This is a genomic window from Chloracidobacterium sp., assembly GCA_016711345.1.
Lineage (GTDB): Bacteria > Acidobacteriota > Blastocatellia > Pyrinomonadales > Pyrinomonadaceae > OLB17.
This window is the reverse complement of sequence record JADJTD010000001.1, coordinates 1,882,969-1,902,103: the sequence shown is the minus strand read 5'-3', so window position 1 is coordinate 1,902,103 and position 19,135 is coordinate 1,882,969. Positions and strand designations below refer to the sequence as shown.

Sequence of the window (19,135 nt, the reverse complement as noted above, 5' to 3'; positions counted from 1 at the left end):
CAATAAAAATCTAGATTTCAGAGTATTTTGGCAGCTCCGTTTTCGACTCTGAAAATGCGCGCATTTGAGCCGAATTTTTCGACCAAACTTTCCTTTGATGTAGTAACAAAAGTCTGGGTCTTGTCCTTTAAGAATTCAAGCAGTTTTCCGATGCGTTTGTAGTCGAGCTCGGCATCGATGTCGTCGATCAAAAAGAGAGGGTATTCACCACGTGTGGCGTTATAGACGGAGATGTTTGCTAGCTGCAGCAGAAGCAGAGCACTTCGCTGCTGACCGGCAGAGCCAAATTTTCTAATATCGTGGCCGTCGAATTTAAGCTCCATATCGTCGCGGTGTGTGCCTATGAGGGCGTGTCCGGCAACGACTTCGGCCTGAACACGCAGCGACAAACGCTCGGAGATCAGGTTTTGGTAATCTGTGATGTCGCCTTTTCCTTCGAGTGATGACTGATAGCGTACAGAAAGCTCTTCGCGGCCAAATAGCTTCTTTTCGAGCACTTCATTGATCCGCTCGATAAAACGGACACGGGCACGGTGTATTTTAGTTGCCAATGGAGCAAGCTGGCTGTTCCACGGATCGATCTTTTCGGCTGTCTTTTCGAATGACTCTTCGTTGTCTCTCGCAGATTGAAGCAAGGCGTTCTTTTGCTTTAGGACACGGTTATAGTCCGCAAAAACCTGAACGAACGGTGGATGGAGCGAAACAATTCCAACATCCAAAAACCGTCTTCTAGCATCGGGCAAGCCGCGAACGATCTCAAGCTCGTCCGAATTGAAAACGACCGCGTGAAGTTGACCCAGATACCCTGAAACCGTTTCTTTTTTTGCATTTACGCTTACTGTTTTTGTATTTCCCGTGATAACGATACGCAGATCGCGTACAATTTCAGGCGACTCGCGCACACTACCGCCGATCATGGCCGTTTGGGCTCCAAAACTTACGGCTTCCTGAAGCCTAGTGGTCCTAAACGACCGCGTAGAGGCAAGCACAGCGATTGCTTCGAGCCAGTTAGTCTTGCCCATGCCGTTTTCACCGCTCAGGATATTAAGGCTATCGCCAAACGTGATCGAACCCTCTAAATTGCGGAAGTTCTTGGCTTCGATGGATTCCAAAAGCATTGCGGCGATTTTATCATAAAGGGCTGAAGCCTCAGGGTTTACGAACTGTTGACAATGTTAGTCATTCAATTGACAATTAAGGCTGGCAGGTTTGTTGGAAACCGTTCCCGATTGGTAATGTGTTTTAAATAGACCGCAACCCGCATTTCTCCTCTCCTCTTTATCACCGATGAAAATTATCCGCATATTTGTACTATCGATATTTGCCCTTTCTTTTTCTGTCGCTGTTTCGGCGCAGGTGGGAAGAAAAGCGGAAAATTTCACGGCAGTTACAATGGACGGCAAGACTGTGGAACTCGCTTCCCTAAAAGGTAAGGTCGTTCTGCTCGTATTCTGGTCGTCTCGCTGCTCTATATGTCAGGCCGAGATCCCGCAATTGAATGAAATTGCCGCCGGATACCGTAAGAAGAACATAGTGTTTCTGGCGGCTACGATGGAAAGCGAAAGTATCGCTGAAAATTTTCTGAGACGCAACCGGTTTGATTTTCAGATACTTCCCGACAGCTTTGGCCTTTTGCTCAAATACGCCGACCGCGACAGGGAAGGCCGCGTCAATATCGGGTTTCCGGCATACTACCTAATTGATCGGTCGGGTTACATTCAGTTCAAGGATAGCGGTTGGGACAAAACGAAACCGCTTGCTGATGCAATAGATAAAACTCTTTCTAACCGCTGATCGGTTTCAATTCTTGACAACCACACTTTTTGTATCTACAAAGGGTTTATGAAGTATCTACTGGTTTGTGCTCTGACCTTGCTGCTTGCCGCATCACTTTCTGCTCAAATACAGAAACCGAACTTTGCCGCGATCACGATGGACGGGAGCAGGATCGATACAGCTAGTCTTAAGGGTAAGGTGATCGTTCTCAATTTGTGGTTTATCAATTGCCCCAATTGCCGAGACGAGATCAAGCAGCTAAATCAGATAGTGGATCAATATAAAGACAACAAAGATGTGGTGTTTGTAGCTCTCGCAGCCAGCAAAAAAGCGGACTTGGAAAAGTTTCTCGTAAAAAATCCATTCAAATACCAAGTTGTACCGAGTGCTGAAATGATAATATTCAGCAAATTCGGCACCGCTAATAAAAACGGCGAGATCGACATGCCGTTCCCGATGCATTATGTGCTGGACCGCTCGGGCAATGTCGTGATGAAGATGCAAGGCACAAAAGGTGTGGATGCAGTAAGGGCTGAGCTTGCGAGACAGTTTGGATCTAGAACCACTGAGCTCAAATAAACTTTTGAGTTGTTTATCGGCTGGGTTTTATTTATAGTTTTAGTTCGCCCGCTCGGTGCGGAGAGGTAGCCTAATTGGTAAGGCAGTAGTCTTGAAAACTACCGCGCGTAAGCGCTTGCAGGTTCGAGTCCTGTCCTCTCCGCCATTTATATTTTGGATCTTTGATTTGCAACTCCAGATACCAGATTCCCTGCCTTCCAACCTCTCTAATTTTTCTTGATTTGAAATTCGCATCTGTTATAGTCTAAAGGCATACTGAATGAAGATTCATTCATAAGTGTTTTTATGCCTAAAGAAGCCACAAAAAATGTCGCAGCCAAGAGTGTTCCCGATAAACGCGAAGCGATTCTTCGTGCCGCGATCAAGGTGTTTGCCCACAACGGTTATTTCAATTCCAAGGTTTCTGATATTGCCGGCCAGGCTGGTATAGCGGACGGCACTGTATATCTATATTTCAAGAGCAAGGACGAGATCCTGCATTCGATCTTTGACCGGGCGATGGCGGAGTTTATTGCTGAAGGGAAAAAGGAATTGGCTGTGATCGATGAGCCAAAGGCAAAGCTGACGCGAATTGCAGAGCTTCATTTGGAAAAGCTCGGAGCTGACCGCGACCTTGCAGTTGTCTTTCAGGTTGAGCTTCGCGGATCGACGAAATTTATGCAAGAGTTTTCGGCCGCTGGTTTTGCCGAATATCTGGACATTATCCGCCAGACAATTGAAAGCGGCCAGCGGTCAGGCGATTTCCGCAGCGACATCAAGCCTATCGTGGCGGCCAAAATATTTTACGGTGGTCTCGATGAGATGGTTACGAATTGGATCCTTTCAAAAAAATCATATCCGCTTGTGTCGATGGCCGATGAGGTCTTGAAACTCTTCTTCGGAGGTGTGCTGGTAAAATGATCGAAGCTCGGGAGCAAAATGACGTGACCAGCGCCGCTACGCGGACGTCTGTTGAGCATCATGCAGAGCCCAAAACTTTGCCCGAACTTTTTCTTCGCTCTGCTTCCGAGTTTGATCTTCCAAACGCCCTCAATTACAAAAAAAGCGGCGAATGGCAAGCAATTTCGTCTGCTGAAATAATCGAGCGAGCTGAAAATATTGCCCTCGGGTTGTATTCACTTGGTTTGCGAAAAGGAGATCGCGTTGCGATTCTTGCCCCAAATTCGCCTGACTGGACGCTTGTCGATGCGGGCTGCCAGTTTGCGGGCGTTATTGATGTTCCGATCTACACAACACTTGCACCAGACTCGGTCCAATTCATCCTTAATGATTCCGAAGCACGGATAATATTCCTACAGGACGAGGAAAGCTGTTCGCGGTTGATGCCGGCGATCCAAAGCTGCAAATCGATCGAGAAAATAGTCCTTTTCACCGAAAATGAAACTGACGATGAGTGTGTTATTTTTTTGGAAAAACTCGAATCAGCTGGCCAACATTTGAGAGTGGAAACCGCAACTCTAGTGAAAGAACTGCGTGATGATGTCGAACCGACAGACATCGCAACGCTTATATATACAAGCGGCACGACCGGCGAGCCAAAAGGCGTGATGCTTACGCACGCGAATCTGATCTCAAATGTTTTAGATGCGAGCGAGAAATATGCCTTTGACGGGCGTGACATTTCGCTTTCGGTTTTACCGTTGTCGCATGTTTTCGAGCGTACCGGAATGTACGTTTACATACGATACGGGATGTGTGTGCATTTTGCAGAATCGATAGAAAAAGTTCCCGACAACCTAAAAGAGGTTCGGCCGACGATCTTTATCGGAGTGCCGCGCATTTTTGAAAAGGTTTTTGAACGCGCCCGTCTAAAAGCTGCTCAGGCAGGCCGTGTCCACGAGATGATCTTCGATTGGGCGATAGAGGTCGCGAAGGAATATGCGACGTTAAAAGAACGTGGCGAACCTATCCCAATGACACTCATGGCCCAGCATGCAGTCGCCGATAAAGTTGTTTACCAAAAACTGCGCGATTTTTTTGGCGGACGTGTGCGGTTTTGCATTACCGGCGGCGCGGCCTTGCCGGATGAGATATTTTTAATATTCACAGGTGCTGGTATTTTGATAATGCAGGGATATGGACTGACCGAGACTTCACCTGTAATTTCATCGAATAATCCAACAGCGGTGCGTGTCGGAACGGTCGGAAAACCGATCCGCAATGTCAAAGTGCGAATTGCCGCCGACGGAGAGATCGAGGTTACGGGACCTGGCGTTATGCTCGGCTATTACCACAGAGACGAAGCTACGAAAGAGGCTTTTACGGACGATGGCTGGTTTCGCACGGGCGACATTGGAAATATCGACGGAGACGGTTATCTGTGTATCACCGATCGTAAAAAAGAGTTGTTCAAAACCTCAGGCGGCAAATATATTGCGCCGTCACACATAGAGCAGATGCTTCGATCGTCGCGGTTTGTGAATCAAGCGGTGCTGGTTGGCAACGAACGAAAATTCCCTGCTGCTCTCATCGTGCCGAATTTTGAAATGCTCGAGAGTTACGCAAAACTAAAGGAACTCGACATAAAGACTCCAAGAGAATTTTGCCAACATCCGCGAATTCTCGATCTTTTTACCCGCCAGATCGAATCTTACACGCCTGGATTGTCGCAGTTTGAAAGGGTAAAAAAATTCGCCCTCCTCGAACACGAATTAACAGTCGAGAACGGCGAATTAACACCAACACTAAAAATAAAACGAAGAGTTATAGATACAAAATATCAATCGATAATTGATGAACTTTACAAGTCTGCAATGGCCGATCAATAAATAACCCTATAGGGTGTAGCATTTGCAAATCCCCCAACGAGCGTTTTTCCGGCATTAGTCGCAACATCTAACAGAATTTTTCCAATTGAGTCTTTTGCCTTATCAACTACAACGACATCGTATGGTTGCAGCATTACGTCAGTTTGTTTTCCTTCACGGATGAGTTTGAGGTTTGCGGAAATAAGGTCACGATTTTGAGATTCCGGGCCAGCTCCCGGTTTTAGCCTATAGATCGCAATATTTTTTATGTTCGCGCCCGGACGGCTTCCGCCGACCATGCCTAAGGCTCCTGCAAGGGAAAGTCCATTTTCCTTAAGAAAGACTGCCTGGCTTCCAACGACCTCTCCGTTTACATACACCGGAGCCGCCCGCTTAACTAAGATCCGGTCGCCTGGATAGATCGTTGGATTAGAATCTTCTTTGCCAAGCAATACTTTAGCGTAGCTATATGTGCGCGAAGGAACGTCCGTTGTGTCGCTTGAAATTGCCTTCCAGTTATCGAGATCGTTTTCCGCCATGCACAGCGGTGTTTTAGGGCGAGAGACCTGGATCTCACCGCTGGCCTCTTCTTTCGGTCCGCCAGCCACCGACAAGATCTCCAACAACGTCGCTTTTCGCGTCAGAATGATCTCAGACGGTTTCATTATTTCGCCGGATATCGATACCGGCGAACGGCTGTGTTTTTCTGTGACGCGGAAATTGAAACTCGGATCGCGAAGGTATTTTTTGACCTCGGTTTCGATCTCGGCCTTGATCTCTCTTTCAGTCCGGCACTGAGCAGCCACCAGCTTCTTCATAAATGGAACCGCGAGCATTCCATCCTCATCGATCGTGCCGACAAAATCGTAGCCGAGTTCGCCATGCACAGTTCCCGCGACCTGATCACCCGGGCCTAATGTATAGCCTCGAGTGACTGTATTTTCCTGAGAGGCCCCGTCTTGCGCATAGACAAAACCAGAAAAAGCGAGAATAGTAAACAGAATTAATGACTTAAATTTCATACACGAACCTCGAAACTATGTGGAATGGCTAAGTTTAACGCACCTCAACCCGCGAAACAATCTTTTTAGTGTTTGCGGCAGTAGCGAAGTTATGATGTGAAGCAAGGAATGAAGGTTGGTTATTCAACAATAAAAACGGCCAAAGAGTGATTTCATTAAAGCAAAATCGTGGTAAAGTAGATGCCCAGATGACTCAAACTAAGATCTCAAAAAAACGAATCTCCCGAAAAGCCGGCTCTTTTACGGAATCGGTCATTCGAGAGATGACGCGCGAAGCCATTAAGTACGGAGCGGTCAATCTCGGCCAGGGCTTTCCTGATTTTGCTGCGCCGGAGGATATAAAACAAAAGGCAATGGAGGCCATAGCGGCCGACCACAATCAATATGCGATCACATGGGGCGTAAAGAGTTTTCGTGATGCGATAGCAAAGAAAACGATGTGGTTTCTGGGGCTCGACCTCGACCCGGAAGCAGAGATCACGGTAACCTGCGGCTCGACCGAGGGAATGATCGCGGCGATGATGGCAACCGTTGATCCGACAGAAGAAGTAATAGTTTTTGAGCCTTTTTATGAGAATTACGCTCCCGACGCGATACTTTCTGACGCTACACCGAGGCATGTTCCGTTATACAGGACCGATAACGGCTTTGTATTTGACCGCGAAGAGCTTCGGGCCGCTTTTAACGAGAAAACAAAAGCGATAATCATCTGCAACCCGAATAATCCAACGGGCAAGGTATTTTCTAAGGACGAACTCGAATTTATCGCTGATCTTTGCAAGGAATTTGACGCTCTTTGCTTCACGGACGAGATTTACGAACACATCATTTACAAAGGAAACGCCGATGATGACCCGTTGACGCATATTTCGATGGCGACGATTCCAGGTATGCGCGAGCGAACGGTGGTTGTTAATTCTTTGTCAAAAACCTACTCGGTCACAGGCTGGCGTGTCGGTTACTGCATCGCTCCGCCCGATATCACGTCGGCGATCCGGAAGGTGCACGACTTTCTGACAGTCGGCGCGGCAAATCCGCTGCAGCACGCAGGTGCCTACGCTCTCAGCCTGCCGCCGAGCTATTACGACGAACTTCATCACGAATACTTGAGAAAACGCGATTTTATTGTGCCTGCACTGCAAAACGCCGGTTTCAAATGCGACTTTCCTGAAGGCGCATACTATGTGATGTGCGATATTTCGGCGTTCGGCTTTGCGAACGACATTGAATTTACAAAACATCTCATTCGCGAGATCGGCGTCGCCGTCGTGCCAGGCTCTTCGTTCTATCACGACCCGCAAATGGGCTCGCAAATGGTGCGCTTCTGCTTCTGCAAGAAGGACGAAACATTGGAAGCGGCAGCGGAAAGACTCGCAAAATTGTCCCGTGGTTAAAGCAACCTTTTCCCAACTTCAACGCAACAAAACCAATATCTTGCGCGTTATACGCTTAGAGACAACTCCCATTTTTTATCGATTTCAACGCAAATATTGGAGGTTATTCTATGCTTATTAGGTCATTTATTTCTGTTTTGATCGTTACTTCTAGCTTTGTCCTCGCTTTTGGCCAGGACGCTCCCGACGCCAAAAAAGACAAGGAAAATGCAAGAACGCCGCGAGCATTCGCATTCTCATTTAGCGGTGACGGCGGCTATCTCGGCGTCAGAACTGAGGAAGTTAACAGAGAGAACTTTGCTACTTTTGGTTTGAAAGAAGTTCGCGGTGTTGCGGTGGAAAAAGTGATGGAAAATTCACCTGCTGCCGCTGCGGGTATTCAGGATAATGACGTTATTGTCCGTCTCAACGGCGAAGAGGTCTCAAGCACCCGTAAACTTACACGCCTGATCTCAGAGATCGCACCCGATCATCAGGTTTCGCTCACGGTCCTTCGTAACGGCAAGGAAAAAGATATCAAAGCAACTCTCGGCAAACGCCAAGGACCGCAATTTGAGAACGGCAATTTTGCGATAACCATTCCGGATATCGACAAGTTCAAATTCGAAAAAGAACTTAAGGATCTGCCTGAACTGAAAGAGCTAAAGAAGCTAAAAGAACTGCAGAAAGGTGACGGACCAATGATTTTTGGGGAAGGCGAAGGTAAGAACTTCGTATGGAAAATGGGCGAGCGTCGTCAGATCGGCATCTCGGTTTATCCTCTGACAAAACAGCTTTCTGAAAATATGGGCGTCGAGAGCGGCGTGATGATAAATAACGTTCGCGAAGATTCGCCAGCCTTTAAGGCTGGCCTCAAAGCAGGCGACATCATCGTCGAAGCCAGCGGCAAGGCCGTTAAAAATAATATGGACCTGATGCGCACCATCAACGACAAAAAAGAAGGCGACATTCAGTTCACCATCATTCGCGATAAAAACCGCCAGACGATCTCGGTCACTCCTGAGGCCGCAAAGGACAGCGGTTTTGTATTTCAGACAGACGGTGACGAAGATGGAATGATGATAGCCCCGTCACCGGGTGAAATGCGTCTCGCAATGCCCTCGACACCGATGGCTCCGATGGTCGCACCGGGCCAGATGATGAAACCAATGCAGCCGATGAACGCACCAATGCCGGCGATGCCTTTCATTGGCGGACCGGTGATTTAATAAGATTTCACCACAGAGACACAGAGAAAAACTCTCGATCTTCTCCGTGTCTCTGTGGTAAATACATCAAATGAGTCGAAAATCAGAATTGTTCTTTCGCCGCCATACAAAACCATCCAGCACATAATGCGTCAATTGCGGCAGTGCTAACAGCGGAACAAGATACACTTTTGCATTTCCCCAATCCCAGTCACTGCCAAAGAGCCACTGCTTTTCATGCCAGACGCCTCGATGCCAGAAAAGCTCTTCGACGTATGCGAGCGCCCAAAGTGTAGCCAAAAAAATCAACCAGTTTTGCGAAAGTGTCCGATAAACTCGACCCGTAGATTCGCGCCGAAATCGTGAATAGACATAGATCAATGCAAAATACGGTACGCCGTGGATGATGACGTTTGTTACTGTGAAGGCATAGTCAGAATTGAAATACACGATGCCGACATACCAGCAAACGGTGGTCGTCGCGACGACAATATCCTTGCCGATGTTGAGAAAACCGGTTGTGATGTAGAGATATATCGATTTTGCAAAATATGCTGTTAAGGCAACGACATAGATCGGAAAGAGAACTGTTTCGACGATCGCGGGCAGCGAAACAAAATCACTCTGAACAAACCACTCAAAATTTCGCGGCAGCCGCGTCATCCAGAACGCCAGCGGGTAAACACTAGCAAGATAGACTGCCGAAGTGTCGATCCACCAAGTCCAGTTCGCCGTTTCATTGAGCTTGCGGCGATAAAGAGCGACCCAGCCGTATTGCTGACGGACAAAATGAAAGACCGCAACTACTGCAAGAGTTTTCCAAAATACAAGCTCACCCTCTGAATACAGAGCTACACCAATTGCGTAACCAAAAACCGGCACGAGTAAATACAACCAAAACCTACGTTTGAATTCTTCTTTGTCGAAATAGACCCTAAAACTCGTTGACCACACATGAGCAACATCGATCAAGAGCACGGCGGAAATCCAAGTCCATTCGGGCGAGTCGCCATTCAAAACGCCAAACTGCCAACCAACCGCGAGCAGTAACAGCGATGCCACCGCGCTTCCCAAGAAGACCGACAGGTCGATTGATCGGGAAAATAGCCAATAGGTTGGTTCGTCTAGTGCTGCTGCCACTTTTTTTGCTTCTCAACTTCGAGCTTTAAATCTGTTATTACTGGGGTCTCGTACCAGTCGAACACTTCCAGAAATTCACGCTCAATCATGGCCTCACCGACCATTGAGCCGAGCCAACTCACAAATCTTGGACGGTTTTCAGGTTCGATGCCCTCAATGATGTATGCAAAACCGTAAGGATGCCGTACGCCCCAAGGCAAGAAGATATATGCAATTTGTTGTCCTATTGCTCCATCGTGTTTCCCAGTAAGCCAACGGCGAATCTCGAATGGGTAGCCCGTTAGCTCATATTTTCGAAGCATCAGGTTCGTAGAATTTCCTGCGTGTTCAATAGTTCCAAGATGCTTCGAAACTAATAATTCAGACGGAATCATGTAAAGAATAAGTACTGAACCCAGAAGAATCGAGACAGTAGCCACAATAATTATTAGCTTTCTTTTCATCTCTGAAGCATCTCCGTAGCCACACGCAGTCCATGATAAAACGCTTCTTCAAAAAGTGCGATACCGCTTAGGTCGGTGTGCGCGAAGTGGATGTTGCGATATGGTTTGATCGCTTTTTCGCGGATGCCGCTCCAGATAAAATTTGGCCGCGGGCTAATCATCGCGTGGCCCCAACGCATGATGTCGATTCGAGTCGTGAGATCGTAAATGTCAGGATGCGCACGTGCAAGATCAGTGAGACAGACATCAGCCAGATCGCGCCATTCGTAGTTAAATAATTTTGTCCGGCCATTTTCCTCGGCACACATTGGGTAGTAATAGGTCAGGATCGTCGGACCGTAGTCAATTCCCTTCTGATGTGTCGCCGTCACGTAGCCGAGCGATGGGCTTTCGTAAAGAACATTGTCCCAGGCGAGCGGGAAATCCTTTGCAAATCGCGGTTTGGGGCGGTCTTTTAGAAAAAGATTTGCGACGAACCAGGCGTTGTGCTGAAACTCACTTGCCGCAAACGGTGCGTCTTCACGAAAACCGCGAATAATATATGGAGCGGTAAACATAGGCGACGCAAAGATCGCTTTTTCGCAATGAATACCACGAACTTCACCACCGTCGAGACAAATTACATCGACACCTTTGTCTGACGGCACGACGGAAACGACGATCTGCGACCTTCGGACATTGTCCTTAACCCTTTCGAAAAAGTGATTGACGAATTGGCCGTTGCCTTCGGGACAAGTGATAAACGGCTGCGACTCGACTCCGCTTTTGCGCACACGCGAACAGAAATAAAATAAACCAGCCCACGCCGATGTTTGTTCGAGTTTTAGTCCATAATCGTCACGACACGCGTAGTCGCAATACCAGTGCAATCGATCAGACGTAAATCCGTTTTGCCGGAGCCAATCGGCAAATGAAATTTTATCAAGCGATGTTACCTCGACATCGTTTGTGCAATTTGCCACAGGTACGACAAACGCCCGTTTGCCGTACTGATCGCGCCAATTGACCCATTGATCTATATGTTTTTGAAACTCCACAAATTGCCGTTTATCTTCTTCGCTCGCACCTACGGTCAGATACAATCCCTCATACCATCGGCCTTTGTAAAAAACACGCTCTTCCGGTTCACGGCATAAGAATTGTTCTTTTACAATGATCTCACCGTTCGCACCTCGGCCGTCGAGCAGAGACATCTCATCGAGAAAATCTATTAACTCAACATTTTCCTGAAACGGCACAGGCAGGTAATGTGCACCCCAAGGATAGCTGACCGGGTGCCCTTTACTGCTACCGGATGTACCGCCTACTTCCTTTTCTAGTTCGAGGAGCACGAAATCACTGAGTTTGTTTTTTTTCAGTTTCCACGCAGCAGTCAACCCGGCGATACCACCGCCGATGATCGCGACCTTTTTGGTTTCCCATTTGTCGGGTGGGACTTCGAACGAGCGGCCTTCTCGCAATATATGTCCCAGCGTTACTGACTGTCCAATGATCTCGCCTTCGGGAAATATTCGCGTTTCGCGTTTCCCACAAGCAGCCATCGCAAACGGCGCCCCGAGAAAAGCGGTTAAGAGTTCGCGTCGTGATAGATTCATCACTGCTCAAACCGCCGCCATTCGGTTTCGTAATAACGTACAAGCGCCTGATTATCTAGCCGGTTTATTTCGATCTCGCCCTCTGGCCGCGACGTATCCGATGGGAATTCAAACATTGAAGCAAAGGAATTATCGTTCAGGAAGTTAAGTTCTATATTTGCGGGCGGTTTTGTTGGCGAATCAAACGGCTGCATCTTTGCAAGAGCATAACCCCAAACGCCAAAGCTCGGAACAGTTGTTTGATAAGGCTTTACCGAAAAGCCAACAGACTCAAGCGTCTTGATGATGCACCAAAACGATTGGCGTGCGATAAGCGGCGAAGTGGTCTGGATCACAACTGACGAATCTGGCCTCAATTTTTGCTTTAAAAGATTGTAAAAGCGCGTCGAGTAAAGTTTCCCCAGCGCAAAATTGTTCGGGTCTGGAAAATCAATAATAACAATATCAAACGGTTCGATCAGCGTGTCATCGAGCCATACAAAAGCATCTGCGTTCGTAACCTGAAGCCGCGGGTCATCAAACGAGTGGCGATTCAATTCGATAAGAGCAGGAAGTGTGGATGAGACTTTTGTCATCTCAGGGTCTAGATCTACAAGTTGAATGAACTCAACAGAACCGTATTTTTCTACTTCACGCAAAGCAAGGCCATCACCGCCGCCTAACACCAATACTCGTTTTGCTTCTCCGTTGTAAGCGGCAAATGCAGGATGTACCAAAGCTTCGTGATAACGGTATTCGTCAAATGAATTGAATTGCAGATTGCCGTTGAGAAATAACGAATGACCGGTCTTTCCTTTTGTTACAACGATGCGTTGATACGGCGAGCTTTTCGCATAGATAATGTTATCGACAAACAGAGCGTCTTCGGCGAAGGTAGTCAATTTGTCTGCCTTTATAAAAGCGATGAGAAGCAGTACGAAAATGACAGAGCCTTTTACTCGCATTATGGTTACGTTTCGCTTGATCAGCGGCAGTAGTAGCCAAGTGCCCCAAATGCCGACAGCAGCATTTAACATACCGAAAAGCAGCGAGGTGCGATTGAGCCCGAGTTTGGGGACCAAGAAGATTGGAAAAAGCAGAGATGCGACTAGAGCGCCGATATAGTCAAACGCCAGAACGCGAGAAACCAGATCCTTGAAATCCATCTCATCTTTCAGGATTCTCATCAGCAACGGTATTTCCAACCCAACGAGAGTGCCGATGATAAAAACCATGCCGTAGAGTACGACGCTGAAATACGAAAGATGGGCAAATGTAAGAAATAGCAGCGGTGCCGAAAAACCTCCAACAACCGCAACCGCAAGTTCGATATCGACAAATTTCTCGGCAATATGTTTTTCGATAAACTGCGACAGCCACGAGCCGACACCCATTGCAAAAAGATAGATACCAATAATTAGTGAAAATTGTGTGACCGAATCGCCGAGAACGTAGCTTGAGAGCGTCCCGGCAAGCAGCTCATAAATTAAGCCGCAGGTGGCGATAACAAAGACGTTTAGAAAAAGTAGCGGAGCACGTTTCATAAAGGATGAAGGATGAAGGATAAGGGATAAAGTAAAGAGCAGGCTTTATCCTTTATCCTTTCGCCTTTACCCTTTTATCAATTTCCTTGTATTGCCGAGGAAATTATCATCGCCACGCCAATGATGAGAGCACCGATAATTACCGCAAGAGCAGTGTTTTGATCTTCCTCGATCTCTTTTTTTACTGAAAATGGCGCGACGAGCACCACGATAAAAAAAGCGACGGCAAAAACTATAAGGCCGATGGCAACGAAGATGACGGTGGTCGCCAAGACCGGCAAAAGGTCATCAAGCTTGACGATCATTCCCAGAGTTGGGGCAAAAGTTAACAGATTGGACATTATTTTCCTCCACGAAATCCTGAATAAAAGAACGGCACTCCCAAACGTGATTTGCTGCCGGAATTAGCGACCTCCCAACCGAACCATGAAGCCGCTGCGTAGAACGCAAGCACCCCGACACCGAAAACCATATACATTTTTTTTAACATAAGCGTTTTACAACTCAATCATCCGAACTGCTGGAACTTGTACTGAACATACTGTCTTTCCAGCGGCTTGTCTCAAATGAAAACTTTCTGATCAGTCCCAAGACGGGAACAATTATTAAAAGCAGGAACGCGCATATGAAATTGACTCCGCGATTTACGCCTTGTTCGACTTTTACAGAAACAGGCATTTGCGCCTGCCAGTTTTGCCACGTTCCTTCTACTCGCAAAGTATATTTCCCTGCCGGTAATGACGAAAGAGTTGCGTCGGTTGACTTTGATCCTTCGGTCCACGCTCCATCACTGTCGCTGCCAGTGTAATATTCGACCGGAATATTTACCGATTCGACTTCCAGGCTTTGATCGTTGACAAGATCTACATCGAGATCTGCCCACGAATTATCAACCGGCGCGCTAGCGGTGATCCTCACATTACTATTTGCTTTTATATCGAACGGCAGGCTAAATGCAGCCTGCGCGGTCGCTGCATTTGTCATCGGCGGAAGCACTACTTCCTGATTGAGCACGATCTTTGTCAGACCGCTAAAAGGGATCATAAATATGGCCACTACAAACAAAAGCAGCAGCGGCAATGCGCCCCAAGTGTAATAAAACTGTCCAGTGAAAGGCTGATTTGGAGCGACGCCCCAAGGGCGCGGCAAACCTGTGATTCCAAAAGCCTTTTCGATCTCGTCGTTGGTCATATACGTGCCCAACGACCAGTTCATTTCGTCCGTACTCGCTTCCATCGACACCATATTTGGAGCCGAGACATAATCTACTGCCCGAACAGACTCGCCTTGTTCAACGCGCCAATAGAACTCACCTTTTACATATTCGACAACTGCCCGAGCATCCTGAAATATCTTGTACTTTTTCCCGTTATGATCGACAGTGGAGCCGGCGCCGAAAACATTGTTCTGAGCCACATCGGCGGGATTTACCGATTCGACAAAATTCCAATGATTGTCCGAATGGACGAGCCAACGGAAGCCGACCATTGGATTATAAAGCAGATATTCGTGCCAGAAATACTGAATTCCTTCGATGGTGACGCTGCGAACAACAGCTCCGATCACCTTGAATTTAACATCACCGGCAAAAGTGCCTTCGGATCCGATCGCGAGTGCAAAATCAGGCTGATTCGGCGGCGGATTGAGCGCTTTGAAAAATGAAAGATTGCCTTGGTTTACATCGAGCAACGAATTGCAGTTGGGACACGTTACGCGCTCGGCTTTGTCGGGAGCGATAAGCGCTAGCGGACCACCGCAATTTGGGCAGCCCATTCCGACGGTTGAAACGCGACGAGCTTCTCGCTGAACCGGTTTTGCATCACCGAGTCCGATCTCGTCGAGCGTTACACTAGTACCGACAAAAACCCACGGCGGATCGATACTGTAGTCGATCGTCGCAAAGGCGTTGTTCTTGCCTGCCAAATCGGCGTACGCAAATCTTTCGCCCGGCGACAGCTTATAAGGGATCTCGCCGTCTGCCGCCAGCGACGTGCCGTGGCCTTTTTCCTGCAGCATCAACGGGGTAGGATTAGGTATCTCGGCAACGACCTGGCCAAGCTGTAGATCGTTGAAAGTTGGAAGTACAGTTCCTGCCGGCAGAGGCTGGTAAAACGTCATGTAAAACCGGCCTTGCGCCTCGGCAAGCCAACCGACCCAACCGTTGGAAAACGTCGCGTACCACTCGTCCCAATAACCGCCTAATTCATGCCTTAGCTGTGCTCGGCCGGTCAATTCAAAACTTGTATCTTTGTACGTTCCCTTTAATCCAAGTTTGAGTGGCGATTCGGAATCGGCAATTTCAGCCACTTTGCCGAGGTCTTCGAGAGCACGGTCGTTTCGCGCTATTGCCGATCGGCAAAACGGGCACACAACAACGATCGTCGAACCCGCCTTAAATTCGATGGGAGCCGCGCACGATGGACAATTTGCCTGAAGAACACTCATCTCTCGCCTCCCGCAATTTCAAATTTGAGATCTGAAATTTGAGAGACGCTATCTCCGCGTTCGATCTTTGTGACCGTCACGTTCGACGCTACGAGATCAGCTTTTAGATTTGTTTCCCAATCCCACTCAGGACGGGTTTGACAGCAGTAGAGATTGAATGTGGCGGTGCCGTATTCGGGATAAGTATGGCAAGCTAGATGAGATTCTGTAAGGGCGATAAGGCCGGTGACGCCGCCTTCGCCGTCGAATTTGTGCCATACTGAACCGACAGACTTGAGGCCCAGATCCGCAATGACGCGGTCCAAGATACGGCGAACTAAATTCTCGTCGCGTAAAGCGGTCTTTTCACAACCGCTCGCCTCGATTAGCCATTCGGTACCAACGATCATCGGTGTAACACTAACTGCTTCTATGTGAATTCGGGCATAATACCCATTGGAACCCAAGGCCGCGCGGCCTGCGTTATACTTTAAACTAAGCGGACTATGTCGAACAAAACTATAGCTAAATTTTGCCTCTTTGTCATTTCACCAGCCATTTTTGCGGCAATTTTTTCTGCGTGTTCCGGCATTTCGTCAAAGGGTGACAAGATCGAACCGGAAATCCACTACGATCCACCCAAGATCATCGGCAATATCAAGTCAGGCGATATTACGGAAAGCAGCGGCATTGCGGCTTCTAGATGTCAGAACGATGTGATTTGGACACACAATGATTCCGACGAGGGAGCATATATTTTTGCATTTAAGCCCACCGGCGAAAGCCTCGGCACATGGAAGGTACAGAATGCGGATAACATCGACTGGGAAGACATAGCTGCCTATAAAGACAAGAGCGGCAAATGTTTTCTTTACATCGGCGATATTGGTGACAACGAACTGCAATTTATAGAACACTCCATCTATCGAATCGCTGAACCGGTCGTCAAAGAATCAGATGCAAGGTCCGATCGAAAAAATTCGATGACGACCGAGCCAGCCGAAATAGTAAAGTACAGATATCCGGACACAAAACAGAACGCAGAGACGTTGGTCGTCCAACCGATGACCGGTAGTATCTACGTTCTGACGAAGCGTCTTGTTGGCCCGTCAGGCGTCTATCGTATCAAACCCGATTTTGGAAAACCTGAAACACAAAAGGCTCAAATAATTGCTGAGATATCACTTCCTGCAATTCCGAACGGTCTGTTGACCGGTGGCGACGTATCGCCGGATGGCAAACGTGTCATCTTATGTGATTATTCACAAGGGTATGAATTTACATTGCCCGAGGGAGCGGTAAATTTTGATGAGATATGGCTGCAGAAACCTGAGGTCGTAGATCTGGGCGAACGCAATCAAGGCGAGAGCATCTGCTACAGCGTTGACGGATCGTCGATATTTGTAACAAGCGAGGGACAGCGATCACCTGTTATTGTAGTCAAACGCAGGTAAAGAAAGCCTCAAGAAAAAGGCTTTAGCCGCATTTCATAAACGTGTATGAAAATATCGCTAAAGCCGTACTGATTCACCGATAACGGCAATAAACTACTGCGTGATCGTAAACTTAGCTTTTAATTTGTCGTCGTTGAGGACCTGTCCACTAACACGATCTTTTATAACGACTTTGAGCTCATAATCGCCGACTGACATCATCGTTGTCGGCAAAAGCCGGGCAATGGTCAATCGCTGGCCTGAATCGCTCAGTCCGCTCCAGTCCTCAGCTTGCTGCAGGATCTCTTTCCCGCCCTTTGTTAAAATATAATTGACGTCCACAGCTGGCCTCAGAGTCGTCTGATCGACACCTGCATTGTAAACCTGTAAATATACACCTACCTCTTGGCCGACCTTATAATTTCCGGAAAGATTTGGAACGACCTTAGCGTTACCGATCACGAACATTTGGCCGATGTCACGTTCGGCGGTCGATCTCAACGTCGACGTGAGTATCATTGACGAAGTCGAAAGTTTCTTCTCGTCGTATTTAGGTACGACAAAACCCATATTTATAAGGCCCTTGTTACCCGTCTCAACATCGCGAACTACGACATCGACTTTATAAGTGCCTGGCGTAAGAGCGATAGCTTTTTGATAGATAGATTTTCGGTCTTTTGCTTCCGATAATTCTTGTGTCGTTGCGCTCGTTGTTACCGAATCTTCAAAGATGCCCGAACGTTTGCCGGAAACAGCAGTGATCTTGCCAAATATGTTCATCGAGGCCTGCTGCAGGCCGCCGACGTCTTTGAACTGCAACTCCTTGTTATTTGTCTGCACTGTAAAGGCTGTAATGATCCGGTCGTCAGACTGGCGGAAAAAATCGATACGAACGTCGAACTTTAGAGGGTCTTTATCAAAAAGCACACCCGAGTCGCCACCTGCTAATTCCTGTAGATCGCTGAACTTGACCGCAGGCGGGCGAGCAAGCCCATTCTGAATTTCCATTCGCCTGAACATCGTATCCTGCTCACGCTGATAACTTGGACGCCCCGAAGAGGTATCTCCTTGTGCTCCTAAACCCAACTGTTCAGAAGTTGAAAACCCTGCTCCGGGTACCATCCTCATTGCATCTTTTTCATTTGCATCGCGGGCGAGGCGATATTCCCCTGTGCTTGTAGGATCGACAAACTCGATCTCAAGTCCGTCACCTACTCCCTCGAGGTGTCTGTAAAACCAGATCTCAAAAGGATAGGTGGTTGTATCGCCGCCGCCCTCATAGCTCGGACGATTATAAGTGCCGCCTGTCGGATGCGACTCAATAGAGTCAGGTTTTCCCCAGGCAATATAAATACGTCCGCGATCGGTTTTCCAGCCCGGAATTCCCGATGTAAAATGTTCATTTGCGTATGCTATGCGTTCGTAATACTGTTCACGAAATTCGTTTTCCTCAGTATCAGGGTTCGGATCGCGCCGCCGCCAAAACTGTTCGATAAAGTTCTCGCGTTCCTCGTCCGTCGCAAGAGCCTTAAACGCTTTCCGTTCCTGATCCGTAATGAGATACGGCACATCATTGTCTAGCCATTTTTTATAGGCGTCTTTAGATTCCTTTTTTACATTGCGAACCTTGTCAGAAACGTCCTGACTCGGCTTATCTTTATCAGGCGGCTGTGCCGACGCGTCGGCATTAAAAGTAACGCCGGTTGCAACAACTATGAAGGCCAAAACAAAATTTCGAATTATGATGCTCTTTGACATACGATAAACTCCTACTCGAAAACCGCAAATCTATGCGGCAATGGGACCGAACCTATAATTCAATAGATTTTAAACAGTAATCGCCACTAATTCAAGATGCAAAACCCCTGCGAT

Annotated in this window: 18 protein-coding genes and 1 tRNA gene; 8 read left to right on the top strand and 11 right to left on the bottom strand. The window is 47.7% G+C overall.

Going from position 1 to position 19,135, the window contains the following annotated elements; translation table 11 throughout:
• Positions 1-17: 17 nt before the first annotated feature.
• A complete protein-coding gene (recF, locus tag IPL32_07955) occupies positions 18-1,118 on the bottom strand; it encodes a DNA replication and repair protein RecF (protein ID MBK8465749.1) in 1,101 nt (366 codons plus the stop codon).
• A 169-nt stretch (positions 1,119-1,287) separates the two neighbouring features.
• Here recF and IPL32_07950 point away from each other — a divergent pair, with 169 nt between their 5' ends.
• The 5 genes from IPL32_07950 (at position 1,288) to IPL32_07930 (ending at position 5,123) form a co-directional block, all read left to right on the top strand.
• Positions 1,288-1,794, top strand: coding sequence for a TlpA family protein disulfide reductase (locus tag IPL32_07950; protein MBK8465748.1), 507 nt, complete (start codon positions 1,288-1,290; stop codon positions 1,792-1,794).
• Positions 1,795-1,842: 48 nt separating this feature from the next.
• Positions 1,843-2,355, top strand: a complete 513-nt coding sequence (locus IPL32_07945; GenBank protein MBK8465747.1) for a TlpA family protein disulfide reductase — start codon at positions 1,843-1,845, stop codon at positions 2,353-2,355.
• Positions 2,356-2,414: 59 nt separating this feature from the next.
• Positions 2,415-2,500, top strand: a tRNA-Ser gene (locus IPL32_07940).
• Between the two features lie 140 nt (positions 2,501-2,640).
• Entirely contained in the window at positions 2,641-3,255 is a 615-nt protein-coding gene (locus IPL32_07935; GenBank protein MBK8465746.1) for a TetR/AcrR family transcriptional regulator, read from the top strand.
• Positions 3,252-5,123: a long-chain fatty acid--CoA ligase gene (locus IPL32_07930; GenBank protein ID MBK8465745.1), complete on the top strand. Its 1,872-nt coding sequence runs from the start codon at positions 3,252-3,254 to the stop codon at positions 5,121-5,123. Before IPL32_07935 ends, IPL32_07930 begins: the two co-directional genes overlap by 4 nt.
• Here the strand turns inward: IPL32_07930 and IPL32_07925 are convergent.
• On the bottom strand, positions 5,117-6,124 hold the full coding sequence (locus IPL32_07925) for an SLBB domain-containing protein (GenBank protein MBK8465744.1): 1,008 nt from the start codon (positions 6,122-6,124) through the stop codon (positions 5,117-5,119). The genes IPL32_07930 and IPL32_07925 overlap by 7 nt on opposite strands.
• Positions 6,125-6,312: 188 nt before the next feature.
• Here IPL32_07925 and IPL32_07920 point away from each other — a divergent pair, with 188 nt between their 5' ends.
• Together IPL32_07920 and IPL32_07915 are read left to right on the top strand one after the other, a co-directional pair.
• Positions 6,313-7,518 (top strand): aminotransferase class I/II-fold pyridoxal phosphate-dependent enzyme, encoded by a 1,206-nt coding sequence (locus IPL32_07920; GenBank protein ID MBK8465743.1) that lies wholly within the window; start codon positions 6,313-6,315, stop codon positions 7,516-7,518.
• A gap of 110 nt (positions 7,519-7,628) precedes the next feature.
• Positions 7,629-8,726 (top strand): PDZ domain-containing protein, encoded by a 1,098-nt coding sequence (locus IPL32_07915; protein ID MBK8465742.1) that lies wholly within the window; start codon positions 7,629-7,631, stop codon positions 8,724-8,726.
• 66 nt (positions 8,727-8,792) lie between these two features.
• Here IPL32_07915 and IPL32_07910 read toward each other — a convergent pair whose 3' ends face one another.
• The 8 genes from IPL32_07910 to speD form a co-directional block, all read right to left on the bottom strand.
• The gene (locus IPL32_07910; GenBank protein MBK8465741.1) at positions 8,793-9,845 is read right to left on the bottom strand and encodes a hypothetical protein; all 1,053 of its coding nucleotides are present in this window, start codon (positions 9,843-9,845) and stop codon (positions 8,793-8,795) included.
• Positions 9,830-10,288, bottom strand: a complete 459-nt coding sequence (locus IPL32_07905; GenBank protein ID MBK8465740.1) for a hypothetical protein — start codon at positions 10,286-10,288, stop codon at positions 9,830-9,832. The genes IPL32_07910 and IPL32_07905 overlap by 16 nt, the downstream gene beginning before the upstream one ends.
• Positions 10,285-11,883, bottom strand: a complete 1,599-nt coding sequence (locus IPL32_07900) for an FAD-dependent oxidoreductase (protein MBK8465739.1) — start codon at positions 11,881-11,883, stop codon at positions 10,285-10,287. The genes IPL32_07905 and IPL32_07900 overlap by 4 nt, the downstream gene beginning before the upstream one ends.
• On the bottom strand, positions 11,883-13,406 hold the full coding sequence (locus IPL32_07895; protein MBK8465738.1) for a polyamine aminopropyltransferase: 1,524 nt from the start codon (positions 13,404-13,406) through the stop codon (positions 11,883-11,885). The genes IPL32_07900 and IPL32_07895 overlap by 1 nt, the downstream gene beginning before the upstream one ends.
• Before the next feature lie 77 nt (positions 13,407-13,483).
• Positions 13,484-13,711, bottom strand: a complete 228-nt coding sequence (locus tag IPL32_07890) for a DUF350 domain-containing protein (protein ID MBK8465737.1) — start codon at positions 13,709-13,711, stop codon at positions 13,484-13,486.
• Between the two features lie 35 nt (positions 13,712-13,746).
• Positions 13,747-13,896 (bottom strand): hypothetical protein, encoded by a 150-nt coding sequence (locus IPL32_07885; GenBank protein ID MBK8465736.1) that lies wholly within the window; start codon positions 13,894-13,896, stop codon positions 13,747-13,749.
• Between the two features lie 14 nt (positions 13,897-13,910).
• Complete coding sequence (locus tag IPL32_07880; protein MBK8465735.1) at positions 13,911-15,851, bottom strand: DUF4178 domain-containing protein; 1,941 nt, start codon at positions 15,849-15,851, stop codon at positions 13,911-13,913.
• Entirely contained in the window at positions 15,848-16,240 is a 393-nt protein-coding gene (speD, locus tag IPL32_07875; GenBank protein MBK8465734.1) for an adenosylmethionine decarboxylase, read from the bottom strand. The genes IPL32_07880 and speD overlap by 4 nt, the downstream gene beginning before the upstream one ends.
• Before the next feature lie 96 nt (positions 16,241-16,336).
• On the opposite strand from speD, the gene IPL32_07870 reads away from it, so the two are divergent.
• Positions 16,337-17,284 carry a hypothetical protein gene (locus tag IPL32_07870; protein MBK8465733.1) on the top strand — a complete coding sequence of 316 codons (948 nt, stop codon included), beginning with the start codon at positions 16,337-16,339 and terminating at the stop codon, positions 17,282-17,284.
• Positions 17,285-17,377: 93 nt separating this feature from the next.
• On the opposite strand, the gene IPL32_07865 is transcribed toward IPL32_07870, so the two are convergent.
• Positions 17,378-19,021 carry a GWxTD domain-containing protein gene (locus IPL32_07865; GenBank protein ID MBK8465732.1) on the bottom strand — a complete coding sequence of 548 codons (1,644 nt, stop codon included), beginning with the start codon at positions 19,019-19,021 and terminating at the stop codon, positions 17,378-17,380.
• Positions 19,022-19,135: the final 114 nt, after the last annotated feature.